The following is a 20,563-nucleotide window of genomic DNA, read 5'->3' as shown; positions in this document are numbered from 1 at the left end:
TATAATCCATGAACCCTGAGGCACCCCATGTCTCCTTGGATGCAACACAGCATTTCCTACCGCATGGCACGCAGTGGCGTGATCCTGGCATTTGCGCTTGGGCTATTGCTGAGCAGCGTTCAGGTGGTGCTGGATTTTAATAAGGAAGAAGTTGCCCTTACCGCCCAGGTTGAGCAGATTTTAAATGTTGCTGCCCGCTCCGCAGCACCCGCAGCCATGCGGCTAGATAAACGCCTGGGGAATGAAGTGGTTGAAGGCTTGCTCTTCTACAACTTTATCGCCAGCGCCCGTATTGATACCGACCTTAAAACCGTACTGGCCAACCGCCGCAAACCACCCCAAAGCAGCCGTACGGCATGGATCACCCAAAATTTAGGGGGCTCGTTTAGCCGTCACCAGGTTGAGTTAAAAGATTCTCAAAATCCGGACACACACTATGGCTTTCTCACGGTAGAGATTGACAGAGATCGTGCATATGCCGATTTTTTTGATCGCGCCCTTACCATTCTAGTCACCGGCGTTGCCCGTAACCTGCTGCTGGCACTGTTGCTGTTTTTCCTCTATCAAAAACTGCTGGCCCGTCCTTTAACCTCTCTTTTAGAGGGGTGGGATGCCATTGATCCCAAAAAAGATATTGACCATAAGCAGGTTCCCCAGCTACCGACGGAATCCATCCACCGGTATGATGAACTGGGGCGCTTAACCCAGCGGGCCAATGACTTTTTGCGTGCCAACCAAGCACACCTGATCGAGCTACGCCGTGCCGAAAGCGCCCTACGGCAAGCGATGGAAGCTGCCCAAACCGCCAACCAGGCCAAAAGTGACTTCCTGGCTACCATGAGCCATGAAATACGCACCCCCATGAATCTTGTCATCGGTATGGGGGATATGCTTAAAGAGACGGAGTTAGATCATGAACAGTCTAACTATGTCGATAAAATTCAATCCTCTGGCACACTGCTGCTAGAACTTATTAATGCCATTTTAGAAATTTCACAAATTGAATCGGGCCAACTCCACCCCACGCCAACGCCAGATGTTCCCCTTCACCCCCTGATGGGACAAACCGTTGCTCTGTTTCAAGATGAGGCCAAGAAAAAAGGGTTGGAATTAGAACTGGAGATGGACCCCAACCTGCCAAAAACCATCATTGTCGACGCCCCCCGTTTCCAACAGGTATTGATCAACCTCTTGGGCAATGCCTTAAAGTTCACCCCCAGCGGCTCTGTTACTGTGGCGGTGAGTGTGGGCCAGCATAGCCGCGGAGAGTCCATTTGTGTCGAGATACGGGATACTGGGCTGGGTATATCTCCTGATAAATTAGAGCATATTTTTGATAAGTTCACCCAAGCAGACAGCAGCCTAACCCGTGCTTATGGGGGCTCTGGCCTAGGTCTGTTTATTGCCCGACGTCTGGTGATGCTTATGGGGGGCCGCATCTGGCCTAAGAGTACACCCGGTGAAGGGAGTCAGTTTTTCATCACCTTACCAAACTACCCTCCCATGGCACTGGAGCAAACAGAGCCTAAGGATCAAGCACAACCACAACCAAACCTTGCCCATGATCATGACACCCCCCTGCGCTTGCTGCTGGCTGAAGATGCTGAAGACAACCGCTTACTGATCCGTACCTACCTTAAAAAAACACCACATATCTTGGTAGAAGTAGGTGACGGTGCACAGGCACTGGAAAAAATGCAGACCGAACATTATGACTTGGTACTGATGGATATTCAGATGCCTGTTATGGATGGCCTAACAGCCACCCGCACACAACGCGCTTGGGAAAAAAACCAAAACAGAGATCCACTGCCAATCATTGCCCTTACCGCCCATGCCATGGATGAACACCGTCAGCAGGCTATTGCTGCCGGTTGCAGCACTTACCTGACAAAACCCATAAAAAAACAGGTCTTTAACGATCTTCTAAATATTTATCCAAAAGTCTTGTAAAAGATACAAACTTTGCCCGGTCATCCTTCAAATCCCCACCAATCTCTTTTACAGAACAATTTCATCTTAACGATTCATTTTTAAAGAACACACAAACAGGCTAACATAGGCTCCCATACGATACGGTGGAAGGAGCCAAACCATGCAACACCCCACACGCCTTCAAGCTATGATTGCGGGTATTCTTAGCATTATCCTAACCTTAGGCATTGCCCGCTTTGCCTATACCCCCCTACTTCCTCTCATGCAGGAACAGGCTGGGTTATCTTTGGCCGGTGGAGGGCACCTGGCAGCTTATAACTATTTTGGCTATCTGTGCGGTGCCCTTGCAGCATCCATGATCAGCAACCTCTACCTCAAAGATCGCCTATTCCGTTTAGGGTTGTTGGTGGCCATTCTTTCCACCATCGGCATGGGGTTAACCACCCAGATGTGGTTATGGTCACTCTTACGTTTTTTATCCGGGTTAAGCAGTGCTGCTGGGTTGCTGATGGGAACAGGCTTAATACTCAATTGGCTGCTACGTCAAAATCATAAAAGTGAATTGGGGCTCCACTTCTCTGGCATTGGCCTTGGCATCGCTTTTGGTGCCATGGCAGTCGCCTTGATGGAGCCCTGGCTGGATTGGCAACAGCAGTGGTGGGTCTTGTCGGGTTTGGGCGTTATCTTGGCTGCCATTACGCTCTACTGGTTCCCACAGCCGGATGCCACACCTTTTTCTCAAAATGGTCAACGGCTTGAGGATCACCCTCCCTCCCCCCTATTTATGCGTATTTTTATGGCGGCCTATTTTTGCGCGGGTATTGGCTATGTGGTAAGTGCCACCTTTATAGTGGCGGTCATGGAGGCCTTACCGGGCCAACAAGGCTACGGCAACAGTGCCTTTATTATTTTGGGGTTGGCTGCGGCACCAGCCTGTTTAATTTGGGATATTGTTGCCAGACGTGTTGGTGAGATCCCCGCATTGATCATTGCCAGTATTCTACAGGTGGTGGGTATTGTTCTACCCTTGTGGCTGGATGGACTGTTTTGGGCCATGTTTGGTGCCATTCTGTTCGGGGGTACCTTTATTGGTATCGTCTCTCTGGTGTTAACCATGGCTGGCCACTACTACCCCACACGTCCCGCAAAAATGATGGGCCGCATGACACTCTCCTATGGTGTGGCACAAATTATTGGACCTGCAGTAACAGGGTGGATCGCCACACAAACAGGAAACTACAGTGCGGGTCTTTATATCGCAGCCGCGATGATGCTTTTAGGCACCGCATTACTGCTTATCTTGCATGCCGTACAAAAACGGGATGAAGCAGCACTGGCACACCCTGCCTAAACCAAGGTTGGTAATAAGCGACCTTTTAAGACTCAGGGGACAGGGCAGAACGTGTATAAGCATACCTACACCACGCCATACTGACAGATACAGCCGTACCGTTGCGCACCTATTTTTAGTTGGGCACAGGCCCTAAAGCGCTTCATCCAAGGAGTTGATGTTATGGAGCTTCTGGCACTAAAAACTTTTCAAGCCGTTGTCGAAGAGGGCGGCGTTCTGGCGGCTTCCCGCCGTCTTAATACGGTGCAATCCAATGTAACCTCCCGCATTAAACGGTTGGAAGAGGAGTTTGGCACCCCTCTTTTTTTCCGCCAGGGACGCGGGTTAACCCTCTCTCCATCGGGCAAAGTGCTACTGGAGTACAGCCATCAGCTTTTACAGTTGGCGCGTCAAACCAGCTCCGCACTTATGCAAGTGGGGGAGTCCTGCGGTCAACTGCGCATTGGTACCAAAGAGTGCTTTGCCGCTGTACACCTGCCCACCATTCTTAAACATGTCAAAGATCATCTGCCAGACCTTGGTCTGCATGTGCAGAGCTCCCCTTCGGTGGAACTGATTAAACAGGTTCTGGACCATAAAATGGACTGTGCATTTGTAGGGGGCCCCATTGAGCACCCAGATCTCATCAGCCATGAGATTAAAAAAGATCATTTGGTTTTGATCCATACCGGCCAACAGAACCCGGAAGCTCAACCCCTGATCATGTTTCGTGAGGGGTGTACCTACCGCGCCCGTGCCTTAACGTGGCAGCGGGAGAATGGCCATCCTCTACCCCAAATCATGGAAATGGGAACCCTAGAAGGTATTTTAGGCTGTGTGGCTGTGGGCTTAGGTTGCACCCTGGTCCCACGATCGGTCGCCCAACAATCACAGCACGCCGATACCTTCACCATGACTGAACTGCCGCCGGAAATTGCCAACACCACAACCTTGTTGATCCACCACAAGCAGTTTCCACCACTGCTGGGTTTACAAACCTTGATCGATGTCGCGCAAAAATTTCATCAATAAAGGAACCACCATGTATGTTGTGATTTTTGAACTGGAACCCACAGAGAGTGGTCAAGAGGCCTACCTGAAAATTGCCGCCCAACTGCGCCAGGAACTCAATAACCACCCTGGTTTAATCTCCATTGAACGCTTTCAGAGCTTAGTGGATCAAGGCAAGCTGCTTAGCCTCTCCTACTGGCAGGATGAAGCTGCGATTGAAAAATGGCGCAATACGATGGAGCATCGCGCAGCCCAGTCACAAGGCCGCCAAACCCTGTTTAAAAACTATAGCATTCGGGTTGCCAAAGTGGTTAGGGACTATACTAAAGAGAACCGTGACCAGGCCCCTGAAGACTCCAATGCAGCCTTTTCATAAGCATGCTAAGCTAGGGCGAGTCAGATCTTCCATACGCCGTCAACCACCCTTTATTCAGGGTGGGGCAGAAGGAGCTGGATTGAGCCGTCGCCTTTGCAGGTATGAATAGAAAAGGCCAACCGCTCTTTTGGCTGGTGGTAGAAATACCGTTCAACCCTTACCTAACTTTGTCGGCTTCATGGCTATTTACCGTAACCTCACCTATCTCAAACTGTTCGCCGCACAGGTCATTGCTTTATCGGGTACCGGTATTTCAACCATCGCCCTTGCGCTACTGGCCTACCAGTTAGCGGGGGACCAAGTGGGTACGGTACTGGGTATCGCGTTAGCCCTTAAGATGGTGGCCTATGTGGTGATTGCACCAGCTATTGGGGGGCTGGCCCACCTGCTACCACGCAAGTCATGGATGATCTCAATGGATATCATCCGTGCAGTGTTGCTGTTGGCCTTACCGTTTGTCACAGCCATTTGGCAGATCTATTGTCTCATCTTTCTGATCAATGCCTGCGCAGCCTCATTTAAGCCGCTCTATCAAGGTTTGATCCCTGAGGTACTGCCTGAAGAAAAAGAGTATACCCGGGCCTTGGCTATGTTCCGTATCGCTTATGATATGGAAAATATCCTTAGCCCTGCCCTCGCAGCTTTGTTGCTTATGTTTTGGAGCTATCATGAGCTCTTCTTCCTCAACAGCCTGACCTTTGTTCTTTCAGCACTTTTATTGCTGGCAACCCGCTTCCCAACAGCTGCCAGCAGTGATCGCACCCAAGATGTCATAGAAAACTTGCTCTTTGGTCTGCGCGGATACCTGGCAACACCCCGCTTACGCGGCCTGCTGGCTCTCTACATGGCCGTTGCCGCAGCCAGCTCCATGGTTATTGTGAACACCGTGCTCTACGTGAGAGATCACCTTGGTGGCAGTGATGTTGAGACCGCTCAAGCGATGCTGGCCGTAGGGTTAGGCTCTGTTGTCGCAGCCCTATTTTTACCACGTATGATGGCCCACTGGCCCGATCGCACCCTCATGATGGCAGGAGGGGGTGTATTGACCCTTACCATGCTGATGGGGTGGTCATTGCCGGGTTATTGGGGGTTAATGGCGCTATGGTTTTTGATGGGGCTGGGGTTATCCTTTGTACAGACACCTTCAGGGCGATTAATTACACAAAGCTGTCAGGCGGCTGACCGAACGGCTTTTTTTGCCGCCAACTTTGCCCTTTCCCATGGCTGTTGGTTTTTTGGCTATCTACTGGCTGGTTTTTTAGGGGCTCACCTCGGTCTAACCGACACCTTTGCCTTCATGGCACTATGGATAGGGGTGTCTGTCTCTATCGCCCATTCTATTTGGCCCAAACAGGAGCAGGAGCATTTGGAACACCATCATCATGCGATGGCGCACCACCACCCGCACATCCATGATGAACATCATCAGCATATCCACCACCCGGATGATGAACCCATAGATCCACAGACCCCCCATACCCACAAGCACCAGCATACGGCGGTTAAACATCGCCACGCTTTTGTGATCGATACCCATCACCCTCAATGGCCAGAGTAAAATCCACCCTCGATCAACTATTATGAGTGCACACTCTGTACAGGACCGGTCAACCCAGCGACTGGGCTTAGGTGTCATACCGCTAAGTTTGAACCCATCACCTATGCGACACATGCCCCCCATCCGATCTAACCACCAAAATCTTCATCTATCCATAGATCCAAATCTGGGCTATACCCTTATTTTTACTAAGCAACATTTCATATATACACCCTGGCACTCTATGCTAACATGAATAGGTAAGGTGCACTGCTCATGGGCGGATACGAGAACCCCACCCGCTCATCTCATCGAATTCCAACCGTATGCTTAAGGAACAGATCATGAGCTTCCTGTGGTTTTATACACTTATGGCCAGTATGGCCTTTTTTTCAGTACTGCCTGCCGCAGCCATGGAGCCACCACGCACCCTACTGGGGCCTGCATTTTCTGACCCAAACCATGTTGCCCCTAAATCCGATACCTGGGTCAAACGCCCTATTATCTACACCAAAGCCCACCAAGGCGCTGATGTTACCGTGGTTCTGGATCAACACACCTATCCGGCCCTACTACCTATGGTGCAAGCTTATGCCCGCAAGCATAAACTCAACATTGCGGTTAAAGAGGGAACATGCGGTATTTCAGAGGGCATGCTCAACCGTAAACAACTGGATATTGGTGGCTATTGTTGCCCAGCCGCAGCACAGGAGCGTCTGCCCGGATTAACATTTCATACCTTAGGGATCTCTGCATTGGCCATCTTGGCCCATCCAGAAAACCCTGTGGATAATTTGACCGCCAATGAAGTGCGTAAAATCTTTCAAGGCCAGATGACCCAATGGCCTCAGGTACAATCAGCCAAGGGCAAACAGTACAACAAACCCATTCAACCCGTGGCCCGTTTGCACTGCAAAATCCGCCCTGGTCATTGGCGTCTCATTTTGGATAATGAAGATCTTTTTCACAGTCGAGTTTCCCAAGTGGGATCCATACCCGACATGATCGCCCAGGTGGCTAAGCTTAAAGGGTCATTAGGCTATGAAGAGATCTGGATCACCACCCATCGTTACAAAAAACTAGGTCAGGTCAAGCTTCTGCATATTGATGGGTATGATCCCATGGATCATGCATCCCTCATTCAAGGTCACTATCCCTTCTACCGTGTGCATAATATCTCCACGTGGGAGGCTGAAGGCTTAGCCAACCCCCAAGCCCAGGCATTGGTAAGTTATTTACGGAAAAATATGGATCAGGTTGATCCCGCCTTTCAAATTATACCCGCGGACCAGCTACCCGCTGGTGGCTGGTCATTTAAGGGAACTGAGATCATCGCAGCGCCATGACTTCTGACCCCACCATAGAGACACAGCCCTTACGACAACAGTGGCATAGACGTGTGCCATTGACTGTCAAGGTGCTGCTGCTGACACTCCCTTTGCTTTGGGTCGCCTGGATCGTTTTAGATCATATTCAAACCCAACGGGTCGATACCATTATCCAGAAGCATCTGGAGACACTGCTGGGTCAACAGGCCGAACGGGACCGTGTACGTCTGGACTCGTTCTTACGCAAGCAAACCCAAGCCGCCAGAGTTCTCATTCATCTGGATGTTTTTCTCAACCAACTCCAAACATTTGAAGACAAAGGTTGGCCAAAAGTACCCCAGCTCTTTGATCAAACCCGACCACCCTGGCTACCCAAACCATCCATCATGCGCAGTTTGGCCTACACGCCACATATGATTTTGCTGGATAGCGAGCAACAACTCCGTGCGCACTATCAGGAACTTGGCGCTAAACCTCTACCAGCCAATTTTTTACCGGAAATCTTGGATGACATGCTGCTCATTGATGGTCGAAACAGCCTGACAGAGCGAGAGGGGGAGCTGTTTCTGTTAACCGCAGCCACCTTAAAAGATGCCAAACGGCAACCCAGGGCAACCCTGCTTATTATCACCCGCTTAGACAGTGCGTTTTTATCGGCTTTTCAAAACCAGGCCCGTTCAGAGGGTATTGCCATTTTCATGGATCAGGAGAGCCAAAGCATCAGTGCCAGTAGCCGTCCTGACCTGATCACAACCCCTATTGCATTGGCATCCATCAAAGATCACTACCATATGGTTCGTAAGCCCTTTTTAGATTATGGCTTTTGGTCAGACTCTTCTGTGGAGTTTGCAACCCTGGTCTCTGTCAAAGATCTGCGCCAAATGGGCCATGCCCTTTTACAGGAAGAGCAAAAAGAACGGGCTGTTCAGTTCTTGGGACTTGGCCTATTTTTCATGCTTGCTGCTTTATGGTTTGCGCGTCATCTACAGCGCCTAACACGCAGCATGGTCGACTTTTCAGCCAAGCACCTGGGCCGAACAAGCAGTACATCACTAAAAGGTGACCAGCTAGTTATTATGGAAGAGCAGTATCACCAACTGGTCAATGAGGTTATTAAAACCCGCCAACATGATGATGAAAAAAGTGAAGCGTTGCATGATGCTAACCGCGCACTGGGTCGCCAGCAAGCCCGCCTAGAGCAGTTGGTAGAAGCCCGTACAACCGCACTTAACCAGTCCAACCAAGAGCTTAGAAAAGAGGCTCAGTCCCGCCAAGCGATCTCTTCACTGCTCCAAATTGCGCTCCAACCAAAACCGTTGGATCAACTGCTCCAACAAGCACTTAACACTCTATTTGACCTACCTTTTTTAACCATTTTAAACAAGGGCACCATCTTTTTAGCGGACCCAGAGTCAGAAATGTTGATGATGCGGGCCAGCAGCGGTGTATCCAAAGCCATTAAAGAAAAATGTGCCCATGTTCCGTTTGGCTGGTGCTTATGTGGCCGTGCGGCCCATAAACGACAGGTTATTTTTTGCAACCATATTGACGAACAGCATGACAACCACCCAAAAGATATGAATGATCACGGCCACTACTGTGTGCCCATTCTCTCTTCTGGCCATGTACTGGGTGTACTAAACCTCTACCTAGAAGCTGGTGCCCAACCCGATGATGACCAAGAGACCTTTCTACAAGCGGCTGCAGATACCATAGCGGCATTAATTGAGCGGAAGATGAACGAAACAGCCTTGATCGCTCGAGAGGAGGAGATTCGGCAGCTGAACCGTAACCTGGAACATAGGGTGGATGAAGAGCTGGCCAAAAACCGCGAAAAAGATCTGATCATGATGCACCAAGCACGACTGGCCGCCATGGGGGAGATGATTGGCAATATTGCCCACCAATGGCGTCAGCCCATCAATGCACTTAATCTCATTTTAGCCAATTTACACGATGCTTATATTTATGAAGAACTCTCCACGGAGATGATGGATACCAAAATGGCCAAAAGCCATGAGATCATCCAGCGCATGTCCACCACCATTGATGATTTCCGTCACTTTTTTAAACCCGATCAAGCACGTACACCATTTTCTGTTCAAACCGCGATTAAGGATGCCTTTACGCTAATTGATGCCAGTTTCACCCAAAATAGCATTACACTGCACCGCCCCCCCCATGAAGAAGATGCAAAAATCCTGGGTTTTTCCAATGAGTTTATCCAGGTATTACTGGTTATCTTAAGCAACGCACGGGATGCCATTGTTGAACAGGGGGGCGACCAGGGAACAGTCACCATATCTCTGGCAAAAGAAGCACACAGCTGCACGGTATCCATTGCAGATAACGGTGGGGGTATTCCAAAGGATCTACACGGTAAGATTTTTGAGCCCTACTTTTCAGACAAAAAAATGGAGGGAACCGGCATTGGCCTGTATATGGCCAAAATGATCATTGAAGAGCATATGGGGGGGAAAATTTGGACTGAAAATCAATTAGATGGTGCCACGTTCCACCTGTCCATCCCCTACCAACCCAAAAAGAGTGAACCGTCACACACACCGACACACCCAGACACCACCCCCCAAGAGACACTGCATTAACCATTTAGCCTCCACGACGGCTCAATAACTAAAGGGGCTTACTCCGTGTCAATTGGCAGCCGGGAGAGATAATCAGCCAACGCCAAACGCTCAACGTGGGATAATTTACGCACACGGCGCATCATTTCCCGACTTTTGACCGTTAGCTCACGGGTGGCAAAACGGTTAAGTTGATCCAGAATATAATCATAGTGCTGACCATTCAACGCAGGAATAACCGCCGCACCACTCCCTTGGGCCTTTGCGCCATGACAACCCGAACACTTCAGCTTATAGGTATCCTCTCCCCTTTCCAGATCATCTCCACGCCCCTGTTGTGGACGTGGGTTTTTGGGCATAGAGGCAATATGCTGGGCCAGGGGTTTTATCCATTGGGGGTGTTCGGTCAGTAGATCTTCAGCAATGGGTGCCATCGTCATAGAGACACGCCGACCCTGAAAAAAATTTTCAAGCTGACGTATAATGACGCTGGCATGCTGACCCGCCAGGGCCGGAATACCACCCGCCCGCCCCCAACCATGGGGACCATGACACACCAGACAGCGTTCCTTAAAAACCAAAGGCCCCTGATCCGAAGCCTGAACGCTGTTGGCCATGATACAGATACAGACCAAGAGCACCACACTCAGATGTTGAAACACAGCTGCACCCAAGCCCTTCTTTGTTTACAACGTGGCTACACAACACGGGCTAGCAGCATATGCTGCACACCCCGCCCAAACATACTGGTAAAGCCGCCCATATCCAGCACCTTTGTCTCTGCAGATAAGGTTGGAAGTATACGGCAGTAATCACGCAGACTATCCGCTGTTGGCCCAGGCCAGTTGTCATAGAAATCAATCATCGTTTCCAAGGCCGCGACCACACCCTCAACCGCTGATTGATCACGACGACGATCATGCTGTTCAATCCATTGGATAATGGTTTGACTCTGTTGGTACAGTGCCCTCACAGACTCAACCTCTGCCGCCGAATATTGGCTGCGGTAATCCAGCAGATTATGAGCCTGTTCCAATAAGTTTTGTGCGGTACGGGCATTGGCTTGCCCTGGCTGATCCAAAACCTCCTGATACCAGCGCCAATCATTCAAACTATTTGGGGCGGTACCTGTTACCTGAAATGCCCCCTCTACCACCGAGAGGATATCCCCTTGAGAGACAAATTTTTTATCCTTAAGGGGGAAAAGAAGGTTCTCCTCCACCCAGTTCATGGCGGGTTTTTTCATCCCCTTAAGTGTTTGCAGGTGCGGGGTAAAAAGAGGGCATAGACGCTGACACTGCGCCGCATAACTCATCTGCTCATTGACCAGCCGTTTGGCGGCAAAATAGCGTAAAAAGTCAGGCAGGGATGAGAGGGTATCAATGGATGTGACCAAAAGAACCCCGCCATGAGCAACCAGAGGCAAGACCTCTTGCAAAAACCCCTTAGGGTCTTGCTGGCACTCAATGGTCCGTTCACACCACACTACATCATACTGCTGCTTTAACTGGTGGGTCTCAAACAAGGTTTCATGAATATCACAACGGGTATGCTCAGAGTAGGCTTGAGCAACCGCTTTAAGCGCAGGCATACACTGGGGGTTACCCTCTATAAACGTATAACTGGCTGGTTTTTGTTCCAGTATAAAACGGGCATGTTCACCCTGTGCGGGGCCAATTTCAAGAATTGACTTCCCCGCCAACAGGCCAGGTGCCAACCCCATTTGCATAAAGAGGGCATGCCGACTGGCATAGAGCTTTGTTAAATCATCCACATGGACCTGAGCCGGGATCAAACGCTCTTCATTGGCGTAATAGGCCACATATTTATTATCCATTCAAACACTTCCCTGTAAAAAACAGATCCATACGATCATCATGAACTAGCGATGTGCAGATAGCGACATGCGCCACCACCCTATACACAGACAGCTCTATAGTTACAGCCTATTCTAGACAGGCTCTTGCTGGGTAACACAGTGAATACCCCCACCATTTTCATAGATCCGGTCGACATCCAACATCACAATTTTCCGGTCAGGGAACAGTTTACCCAGTGTGCGTTTGGCATAGCGATCTGCAAACTTGTCGCCAAAACGCGGGGTAAAAAGGGCACCATTACCTACATAGTAGTTGGCATAACCTGTAAAAAGTTCCTCACTGCTGTTGGCAGGATCCTCCGCAGCAGGGATCTCCACCATCTGCAAAGCGCGGCCCCGCGCATCCGTAGCGCGTTGTAAAATTTCAACCGCTTCAGCGTCGGCCAAACTCTGTTCAGAATCGTCATGGGGAAAAAGACTGGTCATCACCACCCCTGGGCGGACAAAACGCAACAGGCCATCCACATGTCCATCGGTAATATCTTCTCCAGCCAAGCCGGGAATCCAAATCACCTTCTGCACCCCTAGGAGTTTTTTCAGCTCTCGCTCAATCTCCTGGCGGCTATGCCTCGGGTTACGGTTGGGGTTGACCCAACAACTCTCCGTTAAAATCAGGGTTCCGTCCCCATCATATTCAAGCCCGCCACCCTCCCCGACAATATTGGCCTTGAAGTAGTGGCAACCCAAATGGTCTGCAATGGCACCCGCCACATGTTTATCACTGGGTACCGGTTGCTTACCGCCCCAACCGTTAAAATTAAAATCCACCGCCGCCTTGACACCAGCCGGGTTACGCACAAATACCGGTCCACTATCCCTGGCCCACATATCATCTGTGGGAATATGGACCAGCTGCACATCTGGCCCACAGAGCTCACGAATCAGCGCATGCTCCGCCCGATCGGCACAGAGCGTAACCGGCTCATACTGAGCAATGGTCTGGGCCAAGCGCGCCAGGGTGAGCTGAACTTCCTCAACATAGGCAAGATCGGAACCCTCGGCATCCTCAGGCAGCATAGGCCAGCACATCCAGGTTCGGGCGTGGGGGGCATCCTCAGCTGGGGCATAAAATCCTTTGGGTGTACCCGCTAAGGCCGAGTTCGCCAACCCAAAACCGACCAACAAGGTCTGTAAAAACGTGCGACGAGCCATCATACTCCACCCCCTGCCATTGGTTATAAAAGACTATGATACATCGCCTTTTCATCTCTTTACACCCTATTGGGCACCTTACCTGTTCTAGGACTAAAAAGCTGGGCTCACAGCCTTCTTTTCAACCTTATGGCCCCACAAGCCCCAAAAGCCAAGATCGATCTGTTTTATTCGACAAAGGAGCTGTTCAAGAATCTGCACAACAGCCTGTAGCAGGGCATGTAATTTGCAGAATATCAAACGTTGGCATTTCAAGAAGGACCTTCAGAAGAAATCCATTTAATTACAGCCACTGCCACCTAGATCGTTGGGACCTAAAGCATGCCCTATAGCTCTAAGATTCATCACCTTATCGTTCTGATACTCTGTACACTATTTGTGGCCGTGGCCAGCACCTTGGTCATGGGAGGGGCCGCACAGATGGGCTCAGATGCCCTTCCCTATCTGGTACCGGTGTACAACTGGATCCAAGGGGATGGTTACCGCGTCTTTGGTGTTTTCCCCCACGGCTCCCCCCCTGGGTATGGTCTGGCAACCTTATTGACCTACCCTTTTGTTGGACGGGTCGACTGGGCAGGGATCACACTCTCTCTATTCGCTTATGGTTCGACTTTGCTGGTACTGGGTAGTCTCTATCAAAAGCGCTTTGGCTTTTTTACCGCACTACTGGCTTTATTAACTCTGGGTCTCATGCCGGGTATGGTCAATTACTCCGTGGCCACGTTGGCCGAGAGCCTTTTTGTGGCCCTGCTGGTCACCTCTGTGGTGTGTGCTTTGAAGGTGTGGGATGACCCGGAGCAATCAACTTATTCAGCGATCGCCTTAGGCCTAATACTGGGCTTCGGCAACAGTGTACGCCCTGAGATGTTGCCCATTGCAGGCTTGATGATGCTGATCCTACTGGCACGCCACGTGTTCCATAAACAACAGCAGCGTTGGCGCGGCCCGATCATCTGGACCATCGCCATTTTTGTTTCACTCTTTATAGCCAATATTCTGTTTATTCATAGCCATACCGATAAACTGGCCCTGCATGATAAATCCTTAGCGCGTATCATGCCCAAAGTGGAACGGGTGATGGAGGGTAAACCCAGTCCAGCAGCCAAACTGAACTACCAAGTATCAACCCTGGAGTATTTCCGCCTACTGGGGTGGGAGACCTTAAAAAAACGTCTTGAGGTCGGCTTTTGGCGGGAGCGCCATATTATTTTTGGGCATCTCAAGCCTATTTTACTCATCTGGTCTATGGCTGGGCTTGTGATGCTGTGGCGCTATGCCAGCGGTCAACAACCTAAACCTAATAAACAGAATCTGTTCTTTTGGCTACCTTTAGGTCTGTTGACAGCAGCGACCTGTTTTCCGCTGTTGGTCTATCCCTTTTACTATGTCAATGCCCGGTTTCTACACCCCTCATCGGTCATGTTAGCCTTGATGTTTATCGTCATGGCCGGCTCCTGGCTACAGCAGATCACCCATCACCGTTCCTGGCGTTTTAAGAGCCTGTTACTCGGGTTGTGCGTCACCGTGCTGTTGGTGGGATATACACCAGCCCTACAGAAAACCTGGAACAAAGCAGGCTTTTATACTTCACATGAACAAGCCGGAGAGTGGATACACAAGCAAGGGTTGGATGTCGGGGGGATTATCTCCCCTTACCGAACCTCTTTGCTCCATTTTTATGCATCAGGTCGTGCATTGGATTTAGCCCCTCCCCCCTTGACGCGCTACCATAAAACCATTCCATCTCGCAGTATTGACTGGAAACAACCCTTACCATCCTTGGTTAACATACTGCGTGGTCATAAAATGCAACATCTGGTGTTAACCACCCACCGGCTCACCCCCCCTCTCCAAGCGCTTTGGGCCGATCCAGCCATAGCGTCAGAGGCCGGTCTGCTCTTGCAACATCAGACACCACGGTTCCAAGTTTATACGCTAAACCCCAAAACAGGTCTGAAGCAGGACGGGTACCGCTGAGGGGGGAAACCCATAGGGTGTTTAACCCATACTCCCAGATCATCTGCCCGGTATTATGTGTACTCAATGAAGGAGGTCCTTAATGGAAAAAAGCAACCCATCCATGAAGAATTTTCACCATGCTCTTAGCTTGGTGTTAACCAACCATGCTTAAACGCGGGGCACACCTACTCGGGCTCGCCATGGTCCTGGGTTCTCTGTTTTATGTGGGCAAGCAACTGTGGGTTTATCGCCAACAACTTGGTGAGCAGCTCACCGTTGAACAGTTGCTGCACCCAGGGTTAAGCGGTGGGATCGCTTATGGTATGTTGTCGCTGCTATTGGGTGCGGCTTGGGCCATTTTGCTTCCGGTTTCAACCCCTTGGCATGCGCGCTATACCATTTTAGCTAAAAGCCAAATTGCCAAATACCTACCGGGTAATCTCTTTCACTTTGTGGGGATCTATTTATTAGGTAAACAGGTGGGTATTGATGCCAAAACCTTGGGTAAAGCGCTCTTTTATTTTACAGCACTGACCTTGATCAGCGCCTTATGTATGACAGTGCCCATACTGCCTAAGCTTGCGGCTATGGTACCGGTTTTACACAACCTGGATAACCTGATCCTTTGGTTGACGGTCATACTCCTGTTTATTGTCAGCCTGATCATGGCACGACGGTATTTACCTGAAATGACCTATAGCTTGCGCCCCTTAAGCATAAGCTTGGGGCTTCAACTTATTTTTCATCTGGGGGCTGGCTGGATATTTGTCTGGCAATTACCCGGCCCGCACACCCCAATGGAGACGCTTTTTCTCATTCAAGCCTATCTAGCCACATGGGCGGTTGGCTACATCACCCCAGGTAGTCCTGGGGGCATTGGTATTCGTGAAGGAGGGTTGCTGCTGTTACTGGCACCACTCTATGGCGAACCAGCAACCCTTTATGCCGCCCTGATGATGCGAGGGGTGACAACGGTGGGGGATTTTTTATTCTTTTTTTCCGGCGTGCTCATCCGCAAAAAACCGCTTATGGCACCTGGATCTTGAGTATGGTCCAGGGTAGTGGTTTTTCCATGTTCACCACGGTTCCGTACTGTCCAACCAACTGAGCAAACGCAGAGGGGCTCCAGTGATTAATATGACCTGGGGTATTCCCCCAATCGGACCAGTAAGCACCACGCATCATATTCAAAACACGCCATAGGGGCTCATTGGGTACAGAAAGAATCACCCATTTTTGTGCCACCCGAAAAATCTCCTGTAGCGCCTGCTCCACCAGCGCCTGACTGGGTAGATGCTCCAACACCTCCAGACAGATAAGGCCATCCCAGCTGTTATCTGCGCGATCCAGCTTGGTAATATCCTCCTGGCTAACAGGGAAGGGAAGCTTCATCGCCTTAAGGCACTCAACCAAGCGGGCATCCCCCTCACTAATGGCAAAGGTTCGGTTTTTGCCCAAAGTTTGGTAGAGATGCATGGATGAAACACCCGGCCCCGCCCCCAGCTCCAGAACAGAATCCTCCGCATCCACGTCAGCCAACAGATGATCTACCCGTTTAAAAAAACGCTGGTTTAGATAGCGAATCGGCAAAGGCTCACTCTCATACTTATCCCGCAGAGCTTGCCATAAGGCTTCGCCATCCATCTCCCGTGTCCACTCTTCTTGCACGAGATCTCTCCTTAAGATTTAGATTGTGCCAACCAGTGCCGGGCATAATCTGCACTGGTCATCATGTTTGCTTGTTTGCCCCAACGGGCCAACTGCTTGGTCAAGAAATGACGGTATGGGGTTCCACAGCGACGCAAAAACAGTTTGAGATAGAGACTACTCGGCTCTGGACGATACGGGCGGGCAACTTCCCATGGATGAAAATAGTAGAGCCCATACCCTTGCCGCAACATGGCCCCGACCCCAATTTGACTCCACCAGTTACCAAGAGCTCGGGTAAAAATACCGGTACTGGAGGGCCAGCGGATAAGAGGAAAAACGCCTAACGGGAGCTCGACAATGGAGAGATCTCCTGGCGTTGCCATATCCTCAGCTGAAGGGTGATAAGGTTGGTCCGGCGCATGCTGCATGGCAGAAAACTTACCAAAAAGTGGTCGGGATGGACAGATGGAGGAGTCGTAGAGGAACCCTTCCTGGTCCAAAACCTTGAGATGGTGGCTCTCTATGATAAGGTTAGGCGCGCGGTAACCCACAATCGGCTTACCGACAATTTGAGCCAAAGCTTCACGGCTACGGCGGATCATTTGACGGAACGCTTCAGCATCAAAGCGGGTATTATCCCAGTGATGTTCACCATGCAGCGCAATTTCATGCCCTTGGGCATCCAGCTCCCGGACCAATTGGGGCATGGTTGAAGCCATTTCCGTTAGGATAAAAAAGGTTGCCTGTATACCCAGTTCGGCAAACAGCTCTCCACTCCATTTCAGGGCATCCAGGTAGTCCTGGTCTGGGCCATCCCCTCCATAGATCGCTTGGCAAGCCTGCTTATGGTCATGCCAGCGGGAACGGTGGGAGCCACTTGCCCAACGACAGTGATAAAGGGCATCCACATCAACAGAAATAAGCAGTGCAGGTGCGTGATCGTGTCTGGACATAAAACCCCATAAAAAGTGATAACCGGTGACCGGACATGAATGGTAACACAGGTGGTTTTGGCAAGACCAGCAGGCCCGACCTACCATCAGATTGGGTTGTACGCCCCGCTACAACTGCGGATGCTCAGAACTGGCAAACCCTTATGCAACAGCATGGGGGTCATTGGAGTTTGGATTGGCGTTGGCAGCAGGTTTTCAACCAAGCCTATGGTTTAGAGAGCTTTTATCACCTCGCACAGCAGGGCAGCAAAACCGTTGGCATTATGCCCCTGATCCGTCATCCCGCCATTAAAACAGGGTGGCACGCCCTACCCTTTTTGGATTATGCGCCCCCGTTAACGTTGCAGCCCAGCATGGCCTCCGCCATGGTGGCCCATCTGCTAAGCCAAGGGCAGACCATTGAACTGCGGCATATAGAGAGCCAACCAGAGACCCAGGCAGCACCTGGAACCATGGTCACCATGATTTTGCCCCTCCCCCATGACCAAAACATGCTCTGGAAAGGCTTCTCTAGTAAGGTACGCAATCAGGTCCGTAAAGCCGAAAAGAGTGGTATTACCGTGATCCAGGGGCGGCAGCACCTACCTGTGTTTTATCACCTATGGCGCGAACGGATGCGCCAATTGGGAACACCTGCCCACGCTCGGTCATGGTTTACCGCCATTATGGATCACTTTGAAGAGGCTCAGATTTTCATTGCCATGCATCAAGACAAACCGGTGGGGGGGCTGTTTCATCTGCGGGTAGGCCAAACAGCACTGGTACCTTGGGCAGCTTCTAAACGTGAGCTTCGTAGCTTATGCATTAACCACGCGCTCTATTGGGCCGCGATGGAACATAGCCTAAATATGGGCGCAACTCAGTTTGATTTTCTTCGCAGTCAAGTTGGCCAAGGCACCTACAGTTTTAAAAAACAGTGGGGAGCTCAAGCTTACGCCCTAAGCTATCTTCGCTACAGACCAGATGGCAGCATCAAAGATTGTAGCCATCCGGGTAAGGGGCGTGCAAAACAGCTGTTTTCCAGACTATGGCCACACCTGCCAGATTTTCTTCGCCAAAAGCTGGATACCCCTCTACGCTTGCGTATTCCGTGATCCATAAGCAAATCCGCACATTCATCCCCCCCCGAACACACCTTGCACCAGCGACCCAACAGACATAAGCCGGGACAACCTCAACCTTAATACACTATATTTTCAGCACTTTAATAGAACACCAGAGTCATTACAGCAACCCAGCACCTTATGGTCAACGCTTTAGAAATGGAGCAGGCATTTGGCACACTTTACGCATAGTTTAACCACAACAGGTGTAAGCTGTTGCAGGCCCGTTCCTTCCATCCACATCAGCGTATCTTAAAGGAAGCCGGTAACTTCCGTGATTTTCCATAAGCTTAATTTTATCTTTCTTTTCCTACCCCTGGTATGGATAGGGTTCATGCTACTGGTGCGTTTTTCCACCCAGTACTGGACCTTTATGGGTCTTACCTTAGCCTCACTCTTTTTCTATGGTTCATGGAAGCCCATCTACCTGCTGCTTATTGGGGGCTCCATTCTGTTCAACTATGCCATGGGGCTTGCCATTAAACGGCATGAGCACGACCCTGGCCGACGTCTATGGCTTAAACTTGGGGTTGTTGCCAACCTAAGCGTCCTATTTGTTTTTAAATATCTTGGGTTTAGTGTTAGCCAGATCTATGCTTTGGTAGATTGGCAAGGGCATATTCCGGCCATTGAACTCCCCTTGGCGATCTCTTTTTTCACCTTCCAGCAGATCGCTTATCTGATTGATATCTATAAAAGAGAACCGGCCCAAGCCAACCTGGCGGAATATGCGCTGTTTGTGGCGTTCTTTCCCCAATTAATTGCAGGTCCGATTGTACACCACAGTGAAATTGTCTGGCAGTTTGAGAGACTTAAAGAGCGGTTCATCACCCTAAACAATTTAACCATTGGGATGACGGTCTTTATCATTGGCATGTTTAAAAAAGTGGTCTTGGCCGATGGGATGGCCAGCTATGCCGATCCTATTTTTAATGCCGCCGATAAAGGAACCATGATCTCAACGGTGGATGCCTGGGTCGGTACGTTAGCCTACACCTTCCAGATCTATTTTGACTTTTCCGGATATTCAGAGATGGCCATTGGGCTGGCCTGGATGTTTGGTATTCGCTTACCCAACAACTTCAACTCCCCCTATAAAGCCACCAGTATCATCGACTTTTGGCGCCGTTGGCATATGACGCTTTCCCGTTTTTTAAGGGATTATCTCTATATTCCATTGGGGGGCAACCGTCATGGCCCCCTCATGAAATACCGTAATATGTTCTTAACCATGCTACTGGGCGGTTTGTGGCATGGTGCAGGCTGGACCTTTGTCATATGGGGTGCGCTACACGGGCTCTACCTGACCCTTAACCATTTTTGGCAAGCGTGGGCCCCGGTGCAAAAGAGTTTTTGGCATAACCGTATCACGGCACAGCTTTTAACATTTTTAGCGGTTATCATTGCCTGGGTCTTTTTTCGTGCCACCACCTTTGAGGGCGCCAGCCAGATCATGACCGGTATGTTCCAGTGGCAGACCTCCATACAGAACCTGACCGACCAGCCACTGATGGCTGCTGTTTGGCTTAGCCTCTGTTTGGCCATTGTGTGGAAGCTACCCAACACCATCCAATTTATGTCTCACGCACTACCCGAGCTCTCCAGCTCCGGCAAAGCGTTGGTCATGAAACCAGTGGAACACCGCTTTTACTGGCAGCAAAATGGCTGGTTTGCTCTACTTATTGGCAGCATGTTTGCCATGGCCTTGCTTAAAACCATGGCCAAGGTACCCAGTGCCTTCATCTACTTCCAGTTTTAGCCATGG

At 50.3% G+C, this 20,563-nt stretch carries 16 protein-coding genes; 11 read left to right on the top strand and 5 right to left on the bottom strand.

Features of this window, described 5'->3' with window-relative positions; translation table 11 throughout:
* The first annotated feature begins 27 nt into the window (after positions 1-27).
* From V5T57_RS12855 to V5T57_RS12825, 7 genes are all read left to right on the top strand, one after another.
* Positions 28-1,953, top strand: coding sequence for an ATP-binding protein (locus V5T57_RS12855; protein ID WP_332891629.1), 1,926 nt, complete (start codon positions 28-30; stop codon positions 1,951-1,953).
* Between the two features lie 142 nt (positions 1,954-2,095).
* Positions 2,096-3,286 (top strand): YbfB/YjiJ family MFS transporter, encoded by a 1,191-nt coding sequence (locus V5T57_RS12850; RefSeq protein ID WP_332891628.1) that lies wholly within the window; start codon positions 2,096-2,098, stop codon positions 3,284-3,286.
* A gap of 162 nt (positions 3,287-3,448) precedes the next feature.
* A complete protein-coding gene (locus tag V5T57_RS12845; RefSeq protein WP_332891627.1) occupies positions 3,449-4,297 on the top strand; it encodes a LysR family transcriptional regulator in 849 nt (282 codons plus the stop codon).
* 10 nt (positions 4,298-4,307) lie between these two features.
* On the top strand, positions 4,308-4,652 hold the full coding sequence (locus V5T57_RS12840) for an antibiotic biosynthesis monooxygenase family protein (RefSeq protein WP_332891626.1): 345 nt from the start codon (positions 4,308-4,310) through the stop codon (positions 4,650-4,652).
* Between the two features lie 178 nt (positions 4,653-4,830).
* Positions 4,831-6,210, top strand: a complete 1,380-nt coding sequence (locus V5T57_RS12835) for an MFS transporter (protein WP_332891625.1) — start codon at positions 4,831-4,833, stop codon at positions 6,208-6,210.
* Between the two features lie 323 nt (positions 6,211-6,533).
* Entirely contained in the window at positions 6,534-7,535 is a 1,002-nt protein-coding gene (locus V5T57_RS12830) for a substrate-binding domain-containing protein (protein ID WP_332891624.1), read from the top strand.
* A complete protein-coding gene (locus V5T57_RS12825) occupies positions 7,532-10,123 on the top strand; it encodes a GAF domain-containing sensor histidine kinase (RefSeq protein WP_332891623.1) in 2,592 nt (863 codons plus the stop codon). The genes V5T57_RS12830 and V5T57_RS12825 overlap by 4 nt, the downstream gene beginning before the upstream one ends.
* Positions 10,124-10,161: 38 nt before the next feature.
* Here the strand turns inward: V5T57_RS12825 and V5T57_RS12820 are convergent, their stop codons facing one another.
* The 3 genes from V5T57_RS12820 to V5T57_RS12810 all read right to left on the bottom strand — a co-directional run bounded on the left by V5T57_RS12820 (position 10,162) and on the right by V5T57_RS12810 (position 13,136).
* Positions 10,162-10,764, bottom strand: coding sequence for a c-type cytochrome (locus tag V5T57_RS12820; protein ID WP_332891622.1), 603 nt, complete (start codon positions 10,762-10,764; stop codon positions 10,162-10,164).
* Between the two features lie 35 nt (positions 10,765-10,799).
* Complete coding sequence (locus tag V5T57_RS12815; protein WP_332891621.1) at positions 10,800-11,939, bottom strand: class I SAM-dependent methyltransferase; 1,140 nt, start codon at positions 11,937-11,939, stop codon at positions 10,800-10,802.
* 114 nt (positions 11,940-12,053) lie between these two features.
* Positions 12,054-13,136, bottom strand: coding sequence for an agmatine deiminase family protein (locus V5T57_RS12810; protein ID WP_332891619.1), 1,083 nt, complete (start codon positions 13,134-13,136; stop codon positions 12,054-12,056).
* Between the two features lie 318 nt (positions 13,137-13,454).
* Here V5T57_RS12810 and V5T57_RS12805 point away from each other — a divergent pair, with 318 nt between their 5' ends.
* Both V5T57_RS12805 and V5T57_RS12800 read left to right on the top strand, forming a co-directional pair.
* Entirely contained in the window at positions 13,455-15,110 is a 1,656-nt protein-coding gene (locus V5T57_RS12805; RefSeq protein WP_332891618.1) for a glycosyltransferase family 39 protein, read from the top strand.
* 146 nt (positions 15,111-15,256) lie between these two features.
* Positions 15,257-16,138 carry a hypothetical protein gene (locus V5T57_RS12800; protein ID WP_332891617.1) on the top strand — a complete coding sequence of 294 codons (882 nt, stop codon included), beginning with the start codon at positions 15,257-15,259 and terminating at the stop codon, positions 16,136-16,138.
* Here V5T57_RS12800 and V5T57_RS12795 read toward each other — a convergent pair.
* Together V5T57_RS12795 and V5T57_RS12790 are read right to left on the bottom strand one after the other, a co-directional pair.
* Positions 16,119-16,760, bottom strand: coding sequence for a class I SAM-dependent methyltransferase (locus V5T57_RS12795; protein WP_332891616.1), 642 nt, complete (start codon positions 16,758-16,760; stop codon positions 16,119-16,121). The genes V5T57_RS12800 and V5T57_RS12795 overlap by 20 nt on opposite strands.
* An 11-nt stretch (positions 16,761-16,771) precedes the next feature.
* Positions 16,772-17,695, bottom strand: coding sequence for a polysaccharide deacetylase family protein (locus V5T57_RS12790; RefSeq protein WP_332891615.1), 924 nt, complete (start codon positions 17,693-17,695; stop codon positions 16,772-16,774).
* 35 nt (positions 17,696-17,730) lie between these two features.
* Between V5T57_RS12790 and V5T57_RS12785 the strand changes: the two genes are divergently transcribed.
* Both V5T57_RS12785 and V5T57_RS12780 read left to right on the top strand, forming a co-directional pair.
* Positions 17,731-18,789, top strand: a complete 1,059-nt coding sequence (locus tag V5T57_RS12785; RefSeq protein ID WP_332891614.1) for a GNAT family N-acetyltransferase — start codon at positions 17,731-17,733, stop codon at positions 18,787-18,789.
* Positions 18,790-19,132: 343 nt separating this feature from the next.
* On the top strand, positions 19,133-20,557 hold the full coding sequence (locus V5T57_RS12780) for an MBOAT family O-acyltransferase (RefSeq protein ID WP_332891613.1): 1,425 nt from the start codon (positions 19,133-19,135) through the stop codon (positions 20,555-20,557).
* Positions 20,558-20,563: the final 6 nt, after the last annotated feature.

The sequence above is a fragment of the Magnetococcus sp. PR-3 genome (genome assembly GCF_036689865.1).
Lineage (GTDB): Bacteria > Pseudomonadota > Magnetococcia > Magnetococcales > Magnetococcaceae > Magnetococcus.
Note: the sequence above shows the minus strand (reverse complement) of the source record. Positions and strands in the feature narration are given on the sequence as shown.